Raw genomic sequence first — 16,200 nt, 5'->3', positions numbered from 1 at the left:
GCGTTTCGAACCCTCGGGCATGGTCGAAGGCAACGACGCCATCAAGATGTCGACCTCCGTGCTCGATTACATTTTCCGGGAGCTGGCAATCTCCTACCTGGGTCGCAACGACCTGGCTCACGCGGAACCGGCGGATATGGCGCCGGACTCCGTCGGCCGGGGCGATGGCCAGGGGGACCTGCCGGAGGCTGCGGTGGCGGAGACCGTCCGCCGCTACGCCTCCACCGGCTACGTCCGCAGCCAGCTCCTGGTCCTGAACGGTGGCGCCGCAGCCGCAGCGAACGGGATGGCGGGACCCCTGGGCCAGACGGTCCAGGCCTCCCAGCCCGTCGCGGCCAACGGCGCAACCCAAGAGCTCGCCGGCTCCGCAGGCACCGCCGAAGCCGTTGCCGTCGAGACCGAAGTCGTCCGCGAGGTCGACTCTCGCCTGGAGCGCGTCCGCGAGGCGCGTATGAAGGGCTATGAGGGCGATTCCTGCGACGACTGCGGTAACTTTACCCTGGTGCGCAATGGCACGTGCCTTAAGTGCGCAACCTGCGGCAGCACCAGCGGCTGCTCATGAGGAGTGGCTCGATAGTAACTCAGGTAGAGCCTCCTACCTGTATGACTCACGTCTGAGTTCTCCCTGTGAACTTGAGGGGTGCCCGCGGCGGCGGCACCCCGCTCTTTTTTGGGGAACAGGCCCATCGGCGGACCCTTGGCGGTGCCGCCGGAAAGGCGCTAGACTCGCCGCCGGTCTGGGAGGCGCAGTCAGGGGAGCGACACAGGTGCGGCGGTTGCCGGTCAGGACTCCAATGCCGGGGGACGAGGCCCCATGCTGCGCCGGCTGATCAAGCTGCTGGTCGTGCTCTCTGTGTCTCTTGCGGTCATCGTGGGACTGGGGCTGGGCGCGGCAGCGCTGACCACCCACTACGTTTTTCAGGAACCGGCCCTGGTTACCTGGAGCCGCTATCTGAAGCCGGAGATCCGCTGGCAGCGGCACCTTCACCCCGAGGCGGGTTGGGCCTTCGATCTGATCGAGGGCTTTCTGGTGGCGGGCGACCCCAGAGACCGCTTCGCCATCGCCGAAACCGCCCGGCCGCTGCCCGGTCCCGAGGCCTGGACCAGCGCTCTCGTCGGGCCGCGCGTTACCGGCCTCGGCGCGGAGGCTCCGGATCCCAAGGAGATCGTCCTCATTGCCTCGGTCGAAGACCTCAAGGAGGCAATACGAACGGCCCGCCCCGGCCAGGTGATCCAGATCCAGCCCGGCAGCTATCGCGTCTCGGAGCGCTCCATCCAGGTCGAAACGGCCGGCGCGCCGGATCAGCCCATCGTGGTCCGGGCCGCGGCGTTGGGAACGGCCCGCTTCGAGTTCGACATCCTGGAGGGCTTTCACGTCCAGGCTCCCCACTGGATCTTCGAGAACCTGGTGATCGAAGGCATCTGCGCCGACGACAGTGCCTGTGAGCACGCCTTTCACGTCGTCGGCGAAGCGACCAACGTGGTCATCCGCAACAACTGGATCACCAATTTCAACGCCGCCATCAAGGTCAACGCCAAACAGGGCCGCGTCCCGGACGAAGGCCTGATCCTGCACAACGCCCTGATCAACGACCGGCCGCGCATGACCGAAAACCCGGTGGCCGTGGTCGATATCGTCGCCGCCAGCCGCTGGCGCGTGCAGCGGAACCTGATTGCCGACTTCGCCAAGGGCCTGGGCGACCGCGTCAGTTATGGCGCCTTCTTCAAGGGCGCCGGCGACGGCAATGTCTTCGAGCAGAACCTGGTGTTCTGCGAGCGGCGGCTGACCGGCGGCATAAGGATCGGTTTTTCCTTCGGCGGCGAGGGCACGAAGCCCTCGGTCTGCCGCGACGGGGCATGCGCGGTGGAGCATCAGCGGGGCCTGGCCCGCTACAACATCATCGCCAACTGCCCCCATGCGGCCGGGGTTCAGCTCTACAAGAGCGCCGATACGGAGATCCACAACAACCTCCTGGCCAACACCAAGGGGATCGATCTGCTGTCCGTCGAGTCCGACGCGGTGATCGCCAACAACGTCATCGACGGCCGGATCATGGCCCACGACGGCGCCCGCGCTTCGGAGAGCCACAACGTGGTGAGCACCCTGAAAGCCATGCTTCTGGACAAGGTCACCAGCGACATCTATGCCGACGCGGAGGGCGGCGATTTCCGGCTGCGGGACCTGGACAGTTTCCTCGACCCGGGCACACCGCTGGAGACCGCAGGGCCCGACTTCTGCGGCCAACCCTACGACCCCGCCGCGCCCGCCATCGGCCCCATCCAGTACAGCCTGCAGATGAGCTGCACGCCGGTGATCCAATAGGCATCACACAGCAGCTCACTCTCCCGGCACGGTCCCGTCATGCCGCAGAACGACCGCAATGGGTCGCTTGGCGGGCTTGTCGGCGCCCTGAGCCCGGCGCTATGCTCCGCGCCCCAAGGCGACGACCGCCCCACCAATACAGCAATCAACCGGAGGAACCGCCCGATGGCTGGAGAGATTGACGCCCGCCTGGCCGAACTCGGCATCGACGTCCCGGAGGCCGCAGCCCCGGTGGCCAACTACGTCGGCTATGTGCAGACCGGCAACCTGGTCTTCGTTTCGGGACAGGTGACGGTGAAGGACGGCGAGCGCCACCACGTGGGCAAGCTGGGCGACGCCATCTCGGTCGAGGAAGGCCGGGCCGCGGCACGGCTCTGCGCCATCAACGTCATCGCCCAGGTCAAGGCGGCCTGCGGCGGCGATCTGGACCGGGTGCAGCGGGTCGTCAAGCTGACCGGCTTCGTCAACTCCACCCCGGACTTCACCGAGCAGCCACAGGTGGTCAACGGCGCCTCCGACCTGATGGTCGAGGTCTTCGGCGACAAGGGCCGCCATTCCCGCGCCGCGGTCTCCGCCGGCTCCCTGCCGCTGGGCGTGGCGGTGGAAGTGGAAGCGGTGGTGGAGATCGCCTGATCGGTGCAACCCCCGGCCCTGCGGAGATTGACCTGATCGATACTTGGTCCGGACTGGGCTCGATCCGGGTTTTACTTGGTTCACGCCGCCCTTGACCGCTTCGAAGCTTGACCGGACCCCCGGGCGGCGGGACAAATGAGCATTATGCGCGACTCCGACGGTGACCTGCCCGCCGAGGCGGCGGAATTCCTGGCCCGACATCCCGATACCGTGGCGCTGGATTGTCTTCTCGCCGACCTCTCCGGCGTGGTGCGCGGCAAGCGCTATCCCGTCGCCGAGATGGGCAAGGTGCTGCGCTCCGGCTTTGCCATTCCGGGGTCGATTTTCCTGCTGGATACCCAGGGCGAGAGCCATGACCCGGACGGCCACGGCTTTTCCGACGGCGATCCCGACTGTCTGGTCAAGGTCATCCCCGGCAGCCTGAAGCCGGTGCCCTGGGCCGAGCGGCCGCTGGCCCAGGTGATGATCACCCTGGAGACCGAGGCGGGCGAGCCCTTCTACTACGAGCCGCGCAACGTGCTGGCCCGGGTGGTGGAACGCCTTTCGGCCCTCGACCTCAAGCCGGTGGTCGCCTTCGAGCTGGAGTTCTATCTGATCGACCGGGAACGGCATCCCGACGGCGCGCCGAAGCCGCCACGCTCGCCCATCACCGGGCGCCGCGACCGCGCCACCCAGGTTTACGGCATGGGCACCCTGGACGCCTTCACCGGCATGCTGGACGACATGAGCAAGGCCTGCGCGGAGCAGGACGTGCCGACCGGCGCCATCACCGCGGAATACGCCGCCGGCCAGTTCGAGATCAACCTGCAGCACATCGTCGACCCGCTGCTGGCCGCCGACCACTGCGTCATGTTCAAGCGCATCGTCAAGGGCGTCGCGCAGAAGCACGGCTTCCAGGCGAGCTTCATGGCCAAGCCCTACCTGGAGCGCGCCGGCAGCGGCCTGCACATGCACGTCAGCCTGCTGGACGCCGCCGGCAACAACGTCTTCGACGGAGGCGCGGCACCGGCCAGCGAGACCCTGCGCCAGGCCATCGCCGGAACGCTCAAGCTGCTGCCCGAGGCCATGGCCTTCCTGGCGCCCAACGTGAATTCCTACCGCCGCTTCCTGCCGGACATCTTCGTGCCGACGCAGCGCTCCTGGGGGTTCGAAAACCGCTCGGTGGCGCTGCGCGTGCCCACCGGCAAGGGCGCGGCCCGGCGCATCGAACACCGCGTGGCCGGCGCTGACGCCAACCCCTACCTGGCGCTGGCAACCCTGTTGGCGGGTGTCCATCACGGCATCACCACCAAGGCCGATCCCGGCGACCCTTGGGAAGGCAATGCCTCGGCCGCCTACGACGACGGCCTGCCCTTCCGTCCACGCCGGGCGTTGGAAATCCTCACCGACGACTGCGCCCTCGGCGACTATCTGGGGGCCGACTACGTCCGCGCTTACCGCGCCTGCAAGGAAATGGAACAGGACCGTTTCGAGGCCCAGATCAGCCCGCTGGAATACCACTGGTTCCTGCAGGCGGATTAAGCGTCTGATCCGAAATGAATGGTGTGATCTGACTGGTTTGCCAACGTCGTCCCTTTCCAAATCGTCACCCTCGGGCTCGTTCCGAGGGTACATGGAAAGACCGAGACCCGAACCTCGATGGATTGCCGGATCAAGTCCGGCAATGACAGTCGGGGAGGGCTAGATGGCAGTAACCCTTTGAAAGACAGTCATCATTTCCGTTCAAGCTCTAAGGCTCAAGATCCAGGGTGGGTTCGAAGAGATCGGGGTCTAGTGCCTGGCGGCGCAGGTTGCGGCGCGAAAGCTGCAAGGGCTCGCGGTAGCCGTCCACCAGGATTTCACCCTCCGCCCGCATGACGATGCCGTCGGCGGTTATCCAGAGATCGAGCATCACCGGCGCGCCGCCGTCCGCCTCCGCCCCACCGGCCTCACCCGGTTCCGCCTGGACGACCTGGAAATGGCCGACCGGCTCGCCGTCCACTTCTGTGTCGGCGAGCTTGCGGGTTTCCAAGGTCCGCAGGGTCCCGATGGTGGGCAGTAGGGCCGCTTCCGCGTAAGGCATCTCGAAGAGCTGGCGGCTCTGCTGCAGGGTGACATAGGCCCGGTTGCGGTCCGGCCGCAGAATGGTGATCTGGGTGAGATCGTCCACCGCGAATTCCTGACGCTCCCAGGAGCCGCGGTGCCAGGTCTTCATCTCCAGGGTGTCACCGCCGTAGGTAACGACGGTGTCGGCGGTGTAGGACGCCGTGGGCGCCGGCAGGAGATCTGGATCCTCCGCGGCAGCGCCGGCGGGCGCAGTGAAGACCAGCGCCATCAGCGTCAGCAGCCCGGCAGCCGCTCTGGTTGAATGACCGGAACGTTTCATCGAAGACCAAGCTAGATCATCTGCCGCCCATTTAGAACCGTTTGACCCGAATGTCTCTTTGGCGCCCGCAGTCCTGCATCATTCTTGCGTGAGCCCCTTGCCAGACCCCGGGACAGGTGTCATCTCCTAGGCATCGCCTCTTTCACGCAAGGACCGATGCCGGACGGAAACGACTCCCTAGCCGTGCAGGTGGTCAGCCGCATCGCGGAGGTGCCCGCGGCGGACTGGGACGCCTGCGCCGGCGGCAACCCCTTCGTCAGCCACGCCTTCCTGAACGCCCTGGAAGAAAGCGGCTCGGCAACGGGGGAGACCGGCTGGCATCCGCAGCATCTGGTTCTCCCGAACCCGGCCGGCGGCCTGCTGGGCTGCGTGCCGCTCTACTTGAAGTCCCATTCCTACGGCGAGTACGTGTTCGACTGGAACTGGGCCGACGCCTACGAGCGCGCCGGCGGCCACTACTATCCGAAACTGCAGTGTTCGGTGCCCTTCACGCCGGCCACCGGCCCGCGGCTTCTGGTCCATCCTGAGGCGCCGCGCGAGGAGATCATGACCGGCCTGACGGCGGCGATGATCGAACTGGCGCGCCGCCACCGCGTCTCCTCCCTGCACATCACCTTCCCGCCCAAGACGCAGTTCGACCACTTCGGCGATCTGGGCCTGCTGCAGCGCATCGGTGTGCAATACCACTGGCAGAACCAGGGCTACCCCGACTTCGACGCCTTTCTCGCCTCCCTGGCCTCACGCAAGCGCAAGGCCATCAAGAAGGAACGGCGCAAGGTGGCGGAAAGCGGCATCGTCCTGCGCGCGCTCACCGGCCCGGAGATCGAAACGCGCCACTGGGATGCGTTTTTCCGCTTCTACATGGCGACCGCCGACCGCAAGTGGGGACAGCCCTATCTGACCCGGGAGTTCTTCCATCGGATCGGCCGCGACCTGGGGGAGCGCGTGGTGCTGATGGTGGCGGACTATGAGGGCGAGCTGGTGGCGGGGGCGCTCAACCTGCGCAGCGACGACACCCTCTACGGCCGCAACTGGGGCGCCCTCGCCCGCTTCAAGTTCCTGCACTTCGAGACCTGCTACTACCAGGCCATCGACTACGCCATCCGCCACGGCCTGGAGTGGGTGGAGGCCGGCGCACAGGGCGAACACAAGATCCAGCGCGGCTATCTGCCCATGGCCACCTACAGCGCCCACTGGATCGGCGACCCCGCCTTCCGCGAGGCCGTGGCGCGCTTCCTGGACCAGGAATGCGAGGCCATGGAACAGCAGATCGATCTCCTGGGCGACCACAGCCCCTTCAAACAGGCAGACTGCGGAGACCCGGAGCGCTAGCTCAGCGCCGTGAGCATGGCGCGGCGCAGGGTGTAGATGTTGGCGACGCCGGGCGGGCCGCCGGCCGGCTCCAGCGGGACCAGCAGGCGAAACATCTCCTCCCCTTCGAAGCGGTCGAGGGCCGGCCAGTTTGCCGGCAGCCTGGGGCTGACCAGAAGCTTCACCGGCAGGGGCGCCGCCCCGGGATCGAGATGCATGGCGGTGAGGCCCTTGTGGGTGCCGCGGTCGATGCGCCGGATGCTGCCGCGCACCCGCGCCTCGCTCCAGTGGCCGCCGAGATGGGCGATCTCCGCGTGACTGGCCTCGCCCGGTGCCAGGGTGCCGTAGATCACCAGCCGCTGCGCGGGCCCGAAGAGGCCCTCCACGACCTCTTCCGCCGCCGCCAGAGCCTCGGCACTCCAGTCCTGCGGCAGGCCCAGGCGGCCGCGGTTGATCCTGGCAAGGACCGCGCCCAGGCCTTCGCCCAAGTCCAGGCTCATACTGTCTTCCAACCCGAGAGCGTGATGAGTTCATATGGGATTGGTTTGATGGGCCGGATCAGCCCACTCGGTCAGGCGCGGCGCGTAGCGCGATGTGGTGCATCGGGCAAGCGCCGCAACGCAGCCGATGGGCTGATCCGGCCCACCGAAGGCCGGGTTTTCGCGCCCGCTGACGGCGTTACGGCCCTCTTGTGGACGATCCAGTCCACGGCGTGGACCGCGCCTTGCCAGCAGACGCGGAAACCCAGTCAAACCAATCCTATATGAACTCATCACGCTCTAGTCCTTCTTCGGCAGGCTGACGCTGCCGTCGTCATTCAGCGTCCAAAAGGGATTGAAGGCAACCTCCCAGGGATGGCCGTCGGGGTCGGCGAAATAGCCGGAGTAGCCGCCCCAGAAGACCTCCTCGGCGGCCTTCAGCAGGGTGGCGCCGGCGGCTTCGGCTTCCTTCAGGGTGGCGTCCACCGCCGCCTTGTCGCGCACGTTGTAGGCCAGGGTCATGCCGCCGAAGTTCCGGCCGGGGCTCAGTTCGGCCAGCGCGGTCTTCGCGTCCTCCGCCAGAGCCTCCAGCCCGTAGAGCCCCAGCAGCATGCCGCCCAGGTCGTAGAAGGCCACCTGCCCCTCGACCCCGTCGCCCAGGGTCCAGCCCAGCCCCTCCTCGTAGAAGGCCCGTGCCCGCGCCAGATCGCGAACCCCCAGGGTCACCATCGTCAGCCGCTGTTCCATCGCCCCGCTCCTTGCCGCGTTCATTGGCGCGAGCTTAGCGCAGCGGTCAACGAACAATCTCCTGTCATCTCTTGGAAACACTTGGTCCTGGAAACATTGGGACTTTCCCCTTGGTGCCGGGCGGTTCCCTCGACTATCATCAAGGCCAATCCACACAAAACGACCTTCTCGGAGAACTGTTGAGCCATGGGGCGATTTGGCGTTGGCCAGGGCCTGCGCCGGGTGGAAGACGCGCGCTTCCTGACCGGACAGGGCCAGTACAGTGACGACATCAAACTGGAGCGGCAGAGCTACGGCGTCGTGGTGCGCAGTCCCCACGCGCATGCCGAAATCCGCTCCATCGACCTGGAGGAGGCCAAGGCTTCCCCCGGGGTGCTCGGCGTCTTCACCGTCGAGGACCTGGAAGCCGACGGCGTCGGAAACATCCCCTGCCTGGCGCCCATGCCGGGCAAGAACGGCGGCCGGACCATCACCCCGCCGCGCCCGGCACTGGCCCGCGGGCGGGTGCGCCACGTCGGCGATCCCGTGGTCTTCGTGGTGGCCGAGACCCCGGCCCAGGCGCGCGACGCCGGCGAGCTGGTGATGGTCGACTACGCCGACCTGCCAGCGGTGGTCGCCACCAGGGACACCACGTCCCCCGGCGCACCGCAGGTCTGGCCGGAAGCGCCGAACAACACCGCCGTGGTCTGGGAAACCGGCGACGAGGCCGGCACTGATATAGCCTTCGAAAAGGCCCACCGGGTGGTGCAGCTCGAGTTCGTCAACAACCGGCTGGTGGTAAACCCCATGGAACCGCGCGCCGCCACCGGCGACTACGACGCGGCCAGCGAGACCTTCACCCTCTACAGCGGCAACCAAGGCTCCCACCGTCTGGTGCCGCAGCTTTCCAAGCAGATCTTCAAGGTGCCGCAGGAGAAGATGCACGTGATCTCGCCGGACGTCGGCGGCAGCTTCGGCATGAAGATCTTCGTCTACCCGGAAACCGTTCTGGTGCTCTTCGCGGCGCGGCGCCTCGGCCGGCCGGTGCGCTGGAATGCCGACCGCAGCGAGGCCTTCCTCAGCGATTCCCACGGCCGCGACCACGTCACCCTGGCGGAACTGGCCGTCGACGAAGAGGCCCGCGCCCTCGGCATCCGGGTCACCACCACCGCCAACATGGGCGCCTATCTCTCCAACTTCGGCCCCTTCATCCCCACCGGCTGCTACGGGCCGATGCTGAGCGGCCTCTACACCATTCCCGTCGGCTATGCCGAGGTGACCTGCGTCTTCACCAACACCGTGCCGGTGGACGCCTACCGCGGCGCCGGACGGCCGGAAGCGGCCTATATGATCGAGCGGCTGATGGATGCCGCGGCCCGCGACCTCGGCCTGTCGCCCGACGAACTGCGCCGCCGCAACTTCATCGCGCCCGAGGCCCTGCCCTTCACCACCGCCTTCGGCCCGATCTACGACAGCGGGGACTTCGGGCGCATCATGGCCCGGGGCATGGCGGCGGCGGACTGGGAGAGCTTTCCCGCCCGGCGCGCCGAGGCCGCGGCCCGCGGCAAGCTGCGGGGACTGGGCCTTGCCACCTATTGCGAGGTCTGCGGCTCCAACGGCGAGGAGACCGCGCGCCTGAAGCTGCGCGAGGACGGCGGCGTCACCCTGTGGATCGGCACCCAGTCCAACGGCCAGGGGCACTTCACGGCCTACACCCAGCTTCTCGCCGACAAGCTGGGGCTGGAGCCGGCGCAGATCGAGATCCACCAGGGCGATTCCTGGGACCTGCCCCAGGGCGGCGGCACAGGCGGCTCGCGCTCTCTGCTCATGGGCGGACGGGCGCTCGACGGCGCGGCCGACAAGGTGATCGAACGGGCCCGCAAGCTGGCCGGCCATCTGCTGGAAGCCGCGGAGGCCGACATCGAGTTCGCCGAGGGCGTCTTCACCGTCACCGGCACCGACAAGCGCGTCAGCCTCACCGAGGTGGCACGGGCCAGCCACGGCGACACCGCACTGCCGGAGGAGATGCAGGAGCCCATCGACGATCAGCACCACGTCGTCGCCGGTCCCCAGACCTTCCCCAACGGCTGCCACGTCTGCGAGCTGGAGGTGGACCGGGAAACCGGCGTGGTGCGCGTTGTGCGTTACGTCGTGATGGACGACTTCGGGGTCGTGGTGAACCCGCTGCTGGCCGCCGGTCAGGTGCACGGCGGCACCGCCCAGGGCATCGGCCAGGCGCTGCTGGAACACACGGTCTACGACGAGATGGGCCAGCTCCTCACCGGCTCCTTCATGGATTACTGCATGCCGCGGGCCGACGACATCCCACCCATCGAACTGACCATGCTGGAGGACACGCCCTGCGTGACCAACGAGATGGGCGTGAAAGGCGCCGGCGAGGCCGGGGCCATCGGTGCCTGCCCGGCGGTCATCAATGCCCTGGTCGACGCGCTCTCGCCCCTGGGCATCCGCCACATCGACATGCCGGCGACGCCGCTGAAGGTCTGGCAGACCATTCAGAGCGCCGAACGGCAGAGGGCGGCGGAGTGAGCGACGGCAAGGAGAACGGCGCCCTCGCCGAAGGGGCCGAGGAGATGAGCGAGGACGACTTCCTCGCCACCCTGCAGCTGATCGCCGAGCGGGCCGGCAAGATCATTCTCGCCTACTACGTCGAGGGCGAAGAAGTCGAAGTCCGCCAGAAGGACGACGCCTCCCCGGTCACCGAGGCCGACGAGGCGGCGGAGACCTTCATTCTCGGTGCCCTCAACACCCTGACCCCGGACATTCCAGTGGTCGCCGAAGAGGCCATGGCGGCGGGCGAGGTGCCGGTGATCGACGGCAACCGCTTCTGGCTGGTCGATCCGCTGGACGGCACCAAGGAGTTCATCTCCCGCAACGGCGAGTTCACCGTGAACATCGCCCTCATCGAAGACGGCGAGCCGCTGGCCGGCGTGGTCCACGCCCCGGCCATGGCGATGACCTGGGCCGGCATCTGCGGCGAGCGCGAAGACGGCAGCCGCGGTAGCGGCCGGGCGGTCTTCGCCAACACCGATCAGCCGGTAATGGACATCCGCGCCCGCAAGATTCCGGAAGAGGGCGCCGTCGTGGTCGCCAGCCGCCGCCACGGCTCCGGCGGCGAGTTGGAAGCTTTCCTAAGCCGTTACAAGGTGGCCGAAAAGGTCAGCGCCGGCAGTTCGCTGAAGTTCTGCCTCGTCGCCTCCGGCCGTGCCGATCTCTATCCACGGTTCGGCCGCACCATGGAGTGGGACACCGCCGCCGGCCACGCCGTCCTGCTGGCCGCCGGCGGCCAGGTCTACACCCTAGAGGACGAGCCCCTGCACTACGGCAAGCCCGACTTCGAAAACCCTTACTTCTACGCGGTGGGTGAGGAATGAACAGTTACCAGCGCCTACAGAGCCTTGGACCTACACCTCAAGCGACTGTTGAGTGGTTTCGTCCAGCCGAATGATGCCGACAAGCAACCAAGTTTTGGGAAATCGCGAATGTGTGCCCATTGCAAAAGCCATTCCCGCTGAAACGTACTGCTGATTGAAGATTGTGCTCATTCTCTCAAGCGCAGTCGCCGACCCGTGCCTCCTCTCCAATCTGAAATAGGTGGCCGAAGTCTCCCAATCGTCGCAAGTCGCAGTGTGGGGCTGTCCGTCAGCGGAGCGATAGCGAAACTTGAACTCAAAGGGACAGGGAACCAGGGGCCGCTTGTCATCAGCAAAGAACGAGAGTTGGCTCGCGGCCGCCTGATACTCCTTTGATTGCTGCTCGAGCTTTTCTGGCGACTTCTCCTCCCAATAAAACCAACTCTCCTTTGGGCGAATCAGTACCAGTGTCTCTCCCGCTTCCTCCGCCTCCAAGACAGATTGCCTGACAATCCGCTGTAGAAAGGTGTGCCGTTCCTTTTGAACGAGTTTGTGGAGAACTCTAATGCTGTTCTCCTGGACATGGCGACTCTCCGGGCGCCGATCGCTCTTTGGAGATCGCCAGTTGTACTCGATCCAATCCCAGCGATTGAATTTTCTTTCTTTGTCAAGTGACCGGAAGCTTACCGGGAATAGCCTGCGCCACTCACCGTTAATCGTCACTCCGGCACAGCAAACGGTTTCGCCGTGCTTATCGCCCACATGCGGCAACGCCTTCACCAGCACTAGGACTCTTTCCGGACCCAGAACGCTGGCCAACACGAGTGGCGTCCTTGTTCACCCAAAGATGAATAACCTTTGATTCCATACTATCAGAAATCATACTCGCAACAATGCTACGATGGCAGTTCGACGGATCGCGCTCAAAACACATGAGGCACACGCGCTCCTGAGCCAGTTGAGCCTTGAGCTTTTCGAGATCGGTGCGTGCCTCTTCGCTTCTCATGTGTTTCGCAAATATCTGACGGAACTCCCTTAGGTTCCCAGCGCGCGCAGCATCGCGTCCCGGTTTCGGGTCTCCCAACCCTCTCAAGTGGAGGTATTGAATGCCAGCTTCAGCCAAAGCAGACGACAACGCGGTCTTGGCAAAACCCCTCCGTCTTGAAATCGGCAACTCCCTGACGTCGACGAGCAGGCTGATCCTGGCCGCATGCAAAACCGCAATGAAGTCGTCGATATCAGCGCCTTCGTAACCGATCGTAGCGAACTCAGTCACGTCAGCCTCCCCCACAGCGAATCCGTCGCCAATGGAATCAGGAACGCTTAGAGGAGACAACCCTTAACGCAGGAACACCCGCTAACCCGCGTGGCGCAGGACTTCCTTGGAGAGGGCGCGGATTTCCTGGGCGGCGCGGCCGCGGGGTTGCATTTCGGTGACGCCCAGGCCCTGCAGCATGGCGCCGGCGAAGCCGACCCGGTTGCCGATGCGCGCGCGGGCGATCTTGGCGCCGTAGTCCTTGATCTCGGCCACCATGTCTTCGGTGAGATTGGCGCGCGGCGGCACCCGGTTCAGCACCAGCAGCACCGGCGCCCGCTCCTTCTGGGCCAATTCCAGGGTCGGCTGGGTGGCCCAGACATCCATCGGCGAGGGCTGCACCGGAACGATCACCAGATTGGCGTTGCGCACCGCAATGCGCGCTTCCGTCTCCGCATGGGGCGGGGAGTCGACGATCACCACGTCGTGGGCGCGCTTCAGACGATCGATCTCGCCGGCCAGTTTCCAGCCGCCCACGGCACTCACCGTCAGGCCCGAGTCGTCGCCGAAGTATTCCTGGCGCAGGGCATGCCACATGGTGAGCGACTGCTGCGGATCGATGTCCGCAACTGCCACGCGCTTTTTGCTTTGAGTCAAAGCTACCGCGAGATTGGCCGCGAGAGTCGTCTTGCCGGCACCGCCTTTTTGCTGCGCCACGGTAAGAATCAAAGCGGCCATGCCCCCCATCCGCGCGTTCGTTGACCTGGGCCAAGTTTGCACATGCAAAAACACGAACGCAAGCGGCGGAACCCCGCCACTTTTCTCACAATTGGAGTCTTGACCAGACCAGTCAAAGAGTCGCAAGCTGTTCACACGTGGCCGGAAAACCGGTGACGATATAGCCGCCGCAAAGCCTGTGCGGTGACTCGGCAGGAGGTTCCCGAAAAACCGCGGTAGGAACCGATCCTGAACTGACGAGAGCAAAGGGAACCGGGGCCAAATGCCCCGGTTTCGTCATGTCAGGAACAGGCAATTTCGCCAGATGCTGTGTGCCCTGCGTGGTCGCAGGGCGGTGCGGTCCGGGCGCGCCCGGCCGCGACTTTGTGCTATAGGCAGGACTGCCGTTCGCAGTGGCGCGCGGTCTCGTGAACGGAACCGCGCAGAGCTGTCCATAGGCCCGTGCAAAAGAACAAAACGAATATAGAAGACCTTCTCTCGGAGACCCGGCATCCGACAGTCCGTCCCGCGGAGGATAGGAGCTTCGAAGAAGCGGCGGGGATTCTGCGGGCCGGCGGCCTGGTTGCCTTTCCGACGGAGACGGTCTACGGGCTGGGGGCGGACGCCACCTCCGATGCCGCGGTCACGCGAATCTTCGAGGCCAAGGCGCGGCCGCGCTTCAATCCGCTGATCGTCCATTTCACCGATGTTGCTGCGGCTGGCGAAGAGGTGGTCTTCGACGCGCGGGCGGAAGCGGTGGCGGAGCGTTTCTGGCCGGGGCCCCTCACCCTGGTGCTGCCGCGCCGCGCCGGGAGCCGGCTTTCCCTGCTCTGCAGTGCCGGCCTCGACACCCAGGCGGTGCGCCTGCCCGCTCACCCGATCGCCCAGCGCCTGCTGGCCGAAGCGGACCTGCCCCTGGCCGCGCCCAGCGCCAACGCCTCCGGGCGCATCAGCCCGACCCGGGCGGACCACGTGGCCGAGTCTCTCGGAGGCCGCGTGCCCCTGATCCTAGACGGCGGCCCCTGCGCCGTCGGGCTGGAGTCCACGGTGTTGGACCTCTCCACCGCGACCCCCACCGTCCTGCGCCCCGGCGCCGTGACGGCCGAGGATCTGGGCGCGCTCTTGGGACCTCTGGCTGAGCCGGCGGCCAATCCGGCGGTGAAGGCGCCGGGCATGCTGAGCAGCCACTATGCGCCGGATAAGCCTTTGCGTCTCGGCGCCGAAACGATTGCGCCCGACGAGGCTTTGCTTGCCTTCGGGCCCGAGGCGCCGGACGGTGCTGCCGTGACGCTGAACCTCAGCGCCGGCGGCAACCTCGCCGAAGCCGCAGCCAACCTCTTTGCGTTTCTGCGCAGGCTCGACGAAAGCGCGGCCCGGGGCATAGCCGTCATGCCCGTTCCGGACGAGGGCCTGGGGACCGCCATCAACGACCGCCTGCGCCGCGCCGCGACACCCCGCTCCGAACCCCAGATCTGACCCGCCACAGACTCGCAACGGTCGGCCCGCTGCTTTAGATTGCTCTCCATGGATGGACCCCAGCCTGCCCCCAGCGAACTCGATGATCTCCGCCAGCGCCTGACCGCGGTGCTGGGGGAGAAGGGCGTGGTGAGCGATGCCGAGAGCCTGGCGCCGCATCTCGCCGAACAGCGGGGCCGCTACCAGGGGACGACCCCCTTCATGCTGCGCCCCGCCGACACCGCCGAGGTCTCGGCCGCCGTCACCCTCTGCGCCGAGGCGGGCGTGCCGCTGGTGCCCCAGGGCGGCAACACCGGTTTGGTGGCCGGGGCCGTGCCCTTCGCGGAACACGGCGGCATCCTCATCAGTCTCGGGCGCATGAACCGGGTGCGCCGGGTCGACCCGACGGACTACTCCATCACCGTCGAAGCCGGCTGCATCCTGCAGGCCGTGCAGCAGGCGGCCGAAGAGGTCGACCGGCTGTTCCCGCTCAGCCTGGGGGCGGAGGGCTCCTGCCAGATCGGCGGCAACCTCTCCACCAACGCCGGCGGCATCCATGTGCTGCACTACGGCAACGCGCGCGATCTGGTGCTGGGCCTGGAGGTGGTCCTGCCCGACGGGCGGATCTGGGACGGCCTCACTGCCCTGCGCAAGGACAACACCGGCTACGACCTGAAGCACCTCTTCGTCGGTGCCGAAGGCACCCTTGGCATCATCACCGCCGCCACCCTGAAGCTCTTTCCCCGTCCGCGGGAGACGGCGGTGGCCTTCGTCGCGGTTCCCGATCCGCAGGCCGCCGTGGAGCTGCTGGCGCGCAGCCGCAGCGCCTCCGGCGACCAACTGACAGCCTTCGAACTGATCCCGCGGATCGGCCTGGACTTCGCCATGCGCCACGTGGAGGGAATCGAAGACCCCCTGGCCGCGCCGTCGGACTGGTACGTGTTGATGGAACTGGCCGGCGGCAAGGCGGACGGGGGCTTGCGCGGCGTGCAGGAGGATCTGCTCGCCGCCGCCTGCGAGGACGGCCTGGTGCTGGACGCCGCCCTCGCCGCCAACGAACGCCAGGCCGCCGCCTTCTGGCGCATCCGCGAGGGGCTGGTGGAGGGCCAGCGGTTCGAGGGCGGCTCCATCAAGCACGACGTCTCGGTATCGGTCTCCAAGGTGCCGGAGTTTCTCGACAAGGCACTGGCCTTGGTCCACGACATGATCCCTGGCATCCGCCCGGTGCCTTTCGGCCACCTGGGCGACGGCAACATTCACTTCAACCTCTCTCAGCCGGAAGACGCCGACCGCGCCGCCTACCTGGCCCGCTGGGACGAGGTCAACCACGCGGTCCATACGCTGGTGGTGGGGCTGGGCGGGTCCATTTCCGCCGAGCACGGCATCGGCTTCATGAAGGTGGGCGAGAACGCCCACTTCAAGTCGGAGCTGGAGATCGAGATGATGCGCCGGGTGAAAACCGCCCTCGACCCGCGCAACCTGATGAACCCGGGCAAGGTGATCGCACCGTAGCGCCTGACCCGAAACGAGACCTTATCCGTCAAAGAATTCCCACGCCCCAA

General features: G+C 66.5%; 14 protein-coding genes and 1 pseudogene. 9 read left to right on the top strand and 6 right to left on the bottom strand.

The features are described from left to right. The 4 genes and pseudogenes from Q0996_RS02755 to Q0996_RS02740 all read left to right on the top strand — a co-directional run. A pseudogene (locus tag Q0996_RS02755) lies at positions 1-562 on the top strand (vitamin B12-dependent ribonucleotide reductase); the annotation flags it as partial. Between the two features lie 252 nt (positions 563-814). Next, entirely contained in the window at positions 815-2,323 is a 1,509-nt protein-coding gene (locus Q0996_RS02750) for a hypothetical protein (protein ID WP_299615748.1), read from the top strand. Positions 2,324-2,488: 165 nt separating this feature from the next. After that, complete coding sequence (locus Q0996_RS02745; RefSeq protein WP_299615746.1) at positions 2,489-2,956, top strand: RidA family protein; 468 nt, start codon at positions 2,489-2,491, stop codon at positions 2,954-2,956. A gap of 135 nt (positions 2,957-3,091) precedes the next feature. Then, complete coding sequence (locus Q0996_RS02740) at positions 3,092-4,477, top strand: glutamine synthetase family protein (protein ID WP_299615744.1); 1,386 nt, start codon at positions 3,092-3,094, stop codon at positions 4,475-4,477. Positions 4,478-4,685: 208 nt separating this feature from the next. On the opposite strand, the gene Q0996_RS02735 is transcribed toward Q0996_RS02740, so the two are convergent. Next, complete coding sequence (locus Q0996_RS02735) at positions 4,686-5,321, bottom strand: hypothetical protein (protein WP_299615742.1); 636 nt, start codon at positions 5,319-5,321, stop codon at positions 4,686-4,688. A gap of 156 nt (positions 5,322-5,477) precedes the next feature. Between Q0996_RS02735 and Q0996_RS02730 the strand changes: the two genes are divergently transcribed. Further along, a complete protein-coding gene (locus tag Q0996_RS02730; protein ID WP_299615740.1) occupies positions 5,478-6,653 on the top strand; it encodes a GNAT family N-acetyltransferase in 1,176 nt (391 codons plus the stop codon). Here the strand turns inward: Q0996_RS02730 and Q0996_RS02725 are convergent. Together Q0996_RS02725 and Q0996_RS02720 are read right to left on the bottom strand one after the other, a co-directional pair. Next, entirely contained in the window at positions 6,650-7,132 is a 483-nt protein-coding gene (locus Q0996_RS02725) for a hypothetical protein (RefSeq protein ID WP_299615738.1), read from the bottom strand. The two genes, Q0996_RS02730 and Q0996_RS02725, sit on opposite strands and share 4 nt — an antisense overlap. Positions 7,133-7,411: 279 nt before the next feature. Next, on the bottom strand, positions 7,412-7,858 hold the full coding sequence (locus Q0996_RS02720) for a VOC family protein (protein ID WP_299615736.1): 447 nt from the start codon (positions 7,856-7,858) through the stop codon (positions 7,412-7,414). Between the two features lie 186 nt (positions 7,859-8,044). Between Q0996_RS02720 and Q0996_RS02715 the strand changes: the two genes are divergently transcribed. After that, positions 8,045-10,387, top strand: coding sequence for a xanthine dehydrogenase family protein molybdopterin-binding subunit (locus tag Q0996_RS02715; protein ID WP_299615734.1), 2,343 nt, complete (start codon positions 8,045-8,047; stop codon positions 10,385-10,387). After that, complete coding sequence (gene cysQ, locus Q0996_RS02710) at positions 10,384-11,232, top strand: 3'(2'),5'-bisphosphate nucleotidase CysQ (protein WP_299615732.1); 849 nt, start codon at positions 10,384-10,386, stop codon at positions 11,230-11,232. The genes Q0996_RS02715 and cysQ overlap by 4 nt, the downstream gene beginning before the upstream one ends. Positions 11,233-11,262: 30 nt before the next feature. Here the strand turns inward: cysQ and Q0996_RS02705 are convergent, their stop codons facing one another. The 3 genes from Q0996_RS02705 to parA form a co-directional block, all read right to left on the bottom strand. After that, positions 11,263-11,997 (bottom strand): hypothetical protein, encoded by a 735-nt coding sequence (locus tag Q0996_RS02705; RefSeq protein ID WP_299615730.1) that lies wholly within the window; start codon positions 11,995-11,997, stop codon positions 11,263-11,265. Further along, positions 11,963-12,487, bottom strand: a complete 525-nt coding sequence (locus tag Q0996_RS02700) for a DUF488 family protein (protein WP_299615728.1) — start codon at positions 12,485-12,487, stop codon at positions 11,963-11,965. The genes Q0996_RS02705 and Q0996_RS02700 overlap by 35 nt, the downstream gene beginning before the upstream one ends. Before the next feature lie 81 nt (positions 12,488-12,568). After that, a complete protein-coding gene (gene parA, locus Q0996_RS02695) occupies positions 12,569-13,204 on the bottom strand; it encodes a ParA family partition ATPase (protein ID WP_299615726.1) in 636 nt (211 codons plus the stop codon). A 441-nt stretch (positions 13,205-13,645) separates the two neighbouring features. On the opposite strand from parA, the gene Q0996_RS02690 reads away from it, so the two are divergent. Next, positions 13,646-14,659, top strand: coding sequence for an L-threonylcarbamoyladenylate synthase (locus Q0996_RS02690; RefSeq protein WP_299615724.1), 1,014 nt, complete (start codon positions 13,646-13,648; stop codon positions 14,657-14,659). A 48-nt stretch (positions 14,660-14,707) separates the two neighbouring features. Next, positions 14,708-16,150, top strand: a complete 1,443-nt coding sequence (locus tag Q0996_RS02685) for an FAD-binding oxidoreductase (protein WP_299615723.1) — start codon at positions 14,708-14,710, stop codon at positions 16,148-16,150. The last annotated feature ends 50 nt before the right edge of the window (positions 16,151-16,200 follow it).

Origin of the sequence: Pelagibius sp., from assembly GCF_028289705.1 — a bacterium.
Lineage (GTDB): Bacteria > Pseudomonadota > Alphaproteobacteria > Kiloniellales > Kiloniellaceae > Pelagibius.
The sequence above is the reverse complement of the archived record's forward strand: the minus strand, read 5'-3'. Positions and strand labels throughout refer to the sequence as shown.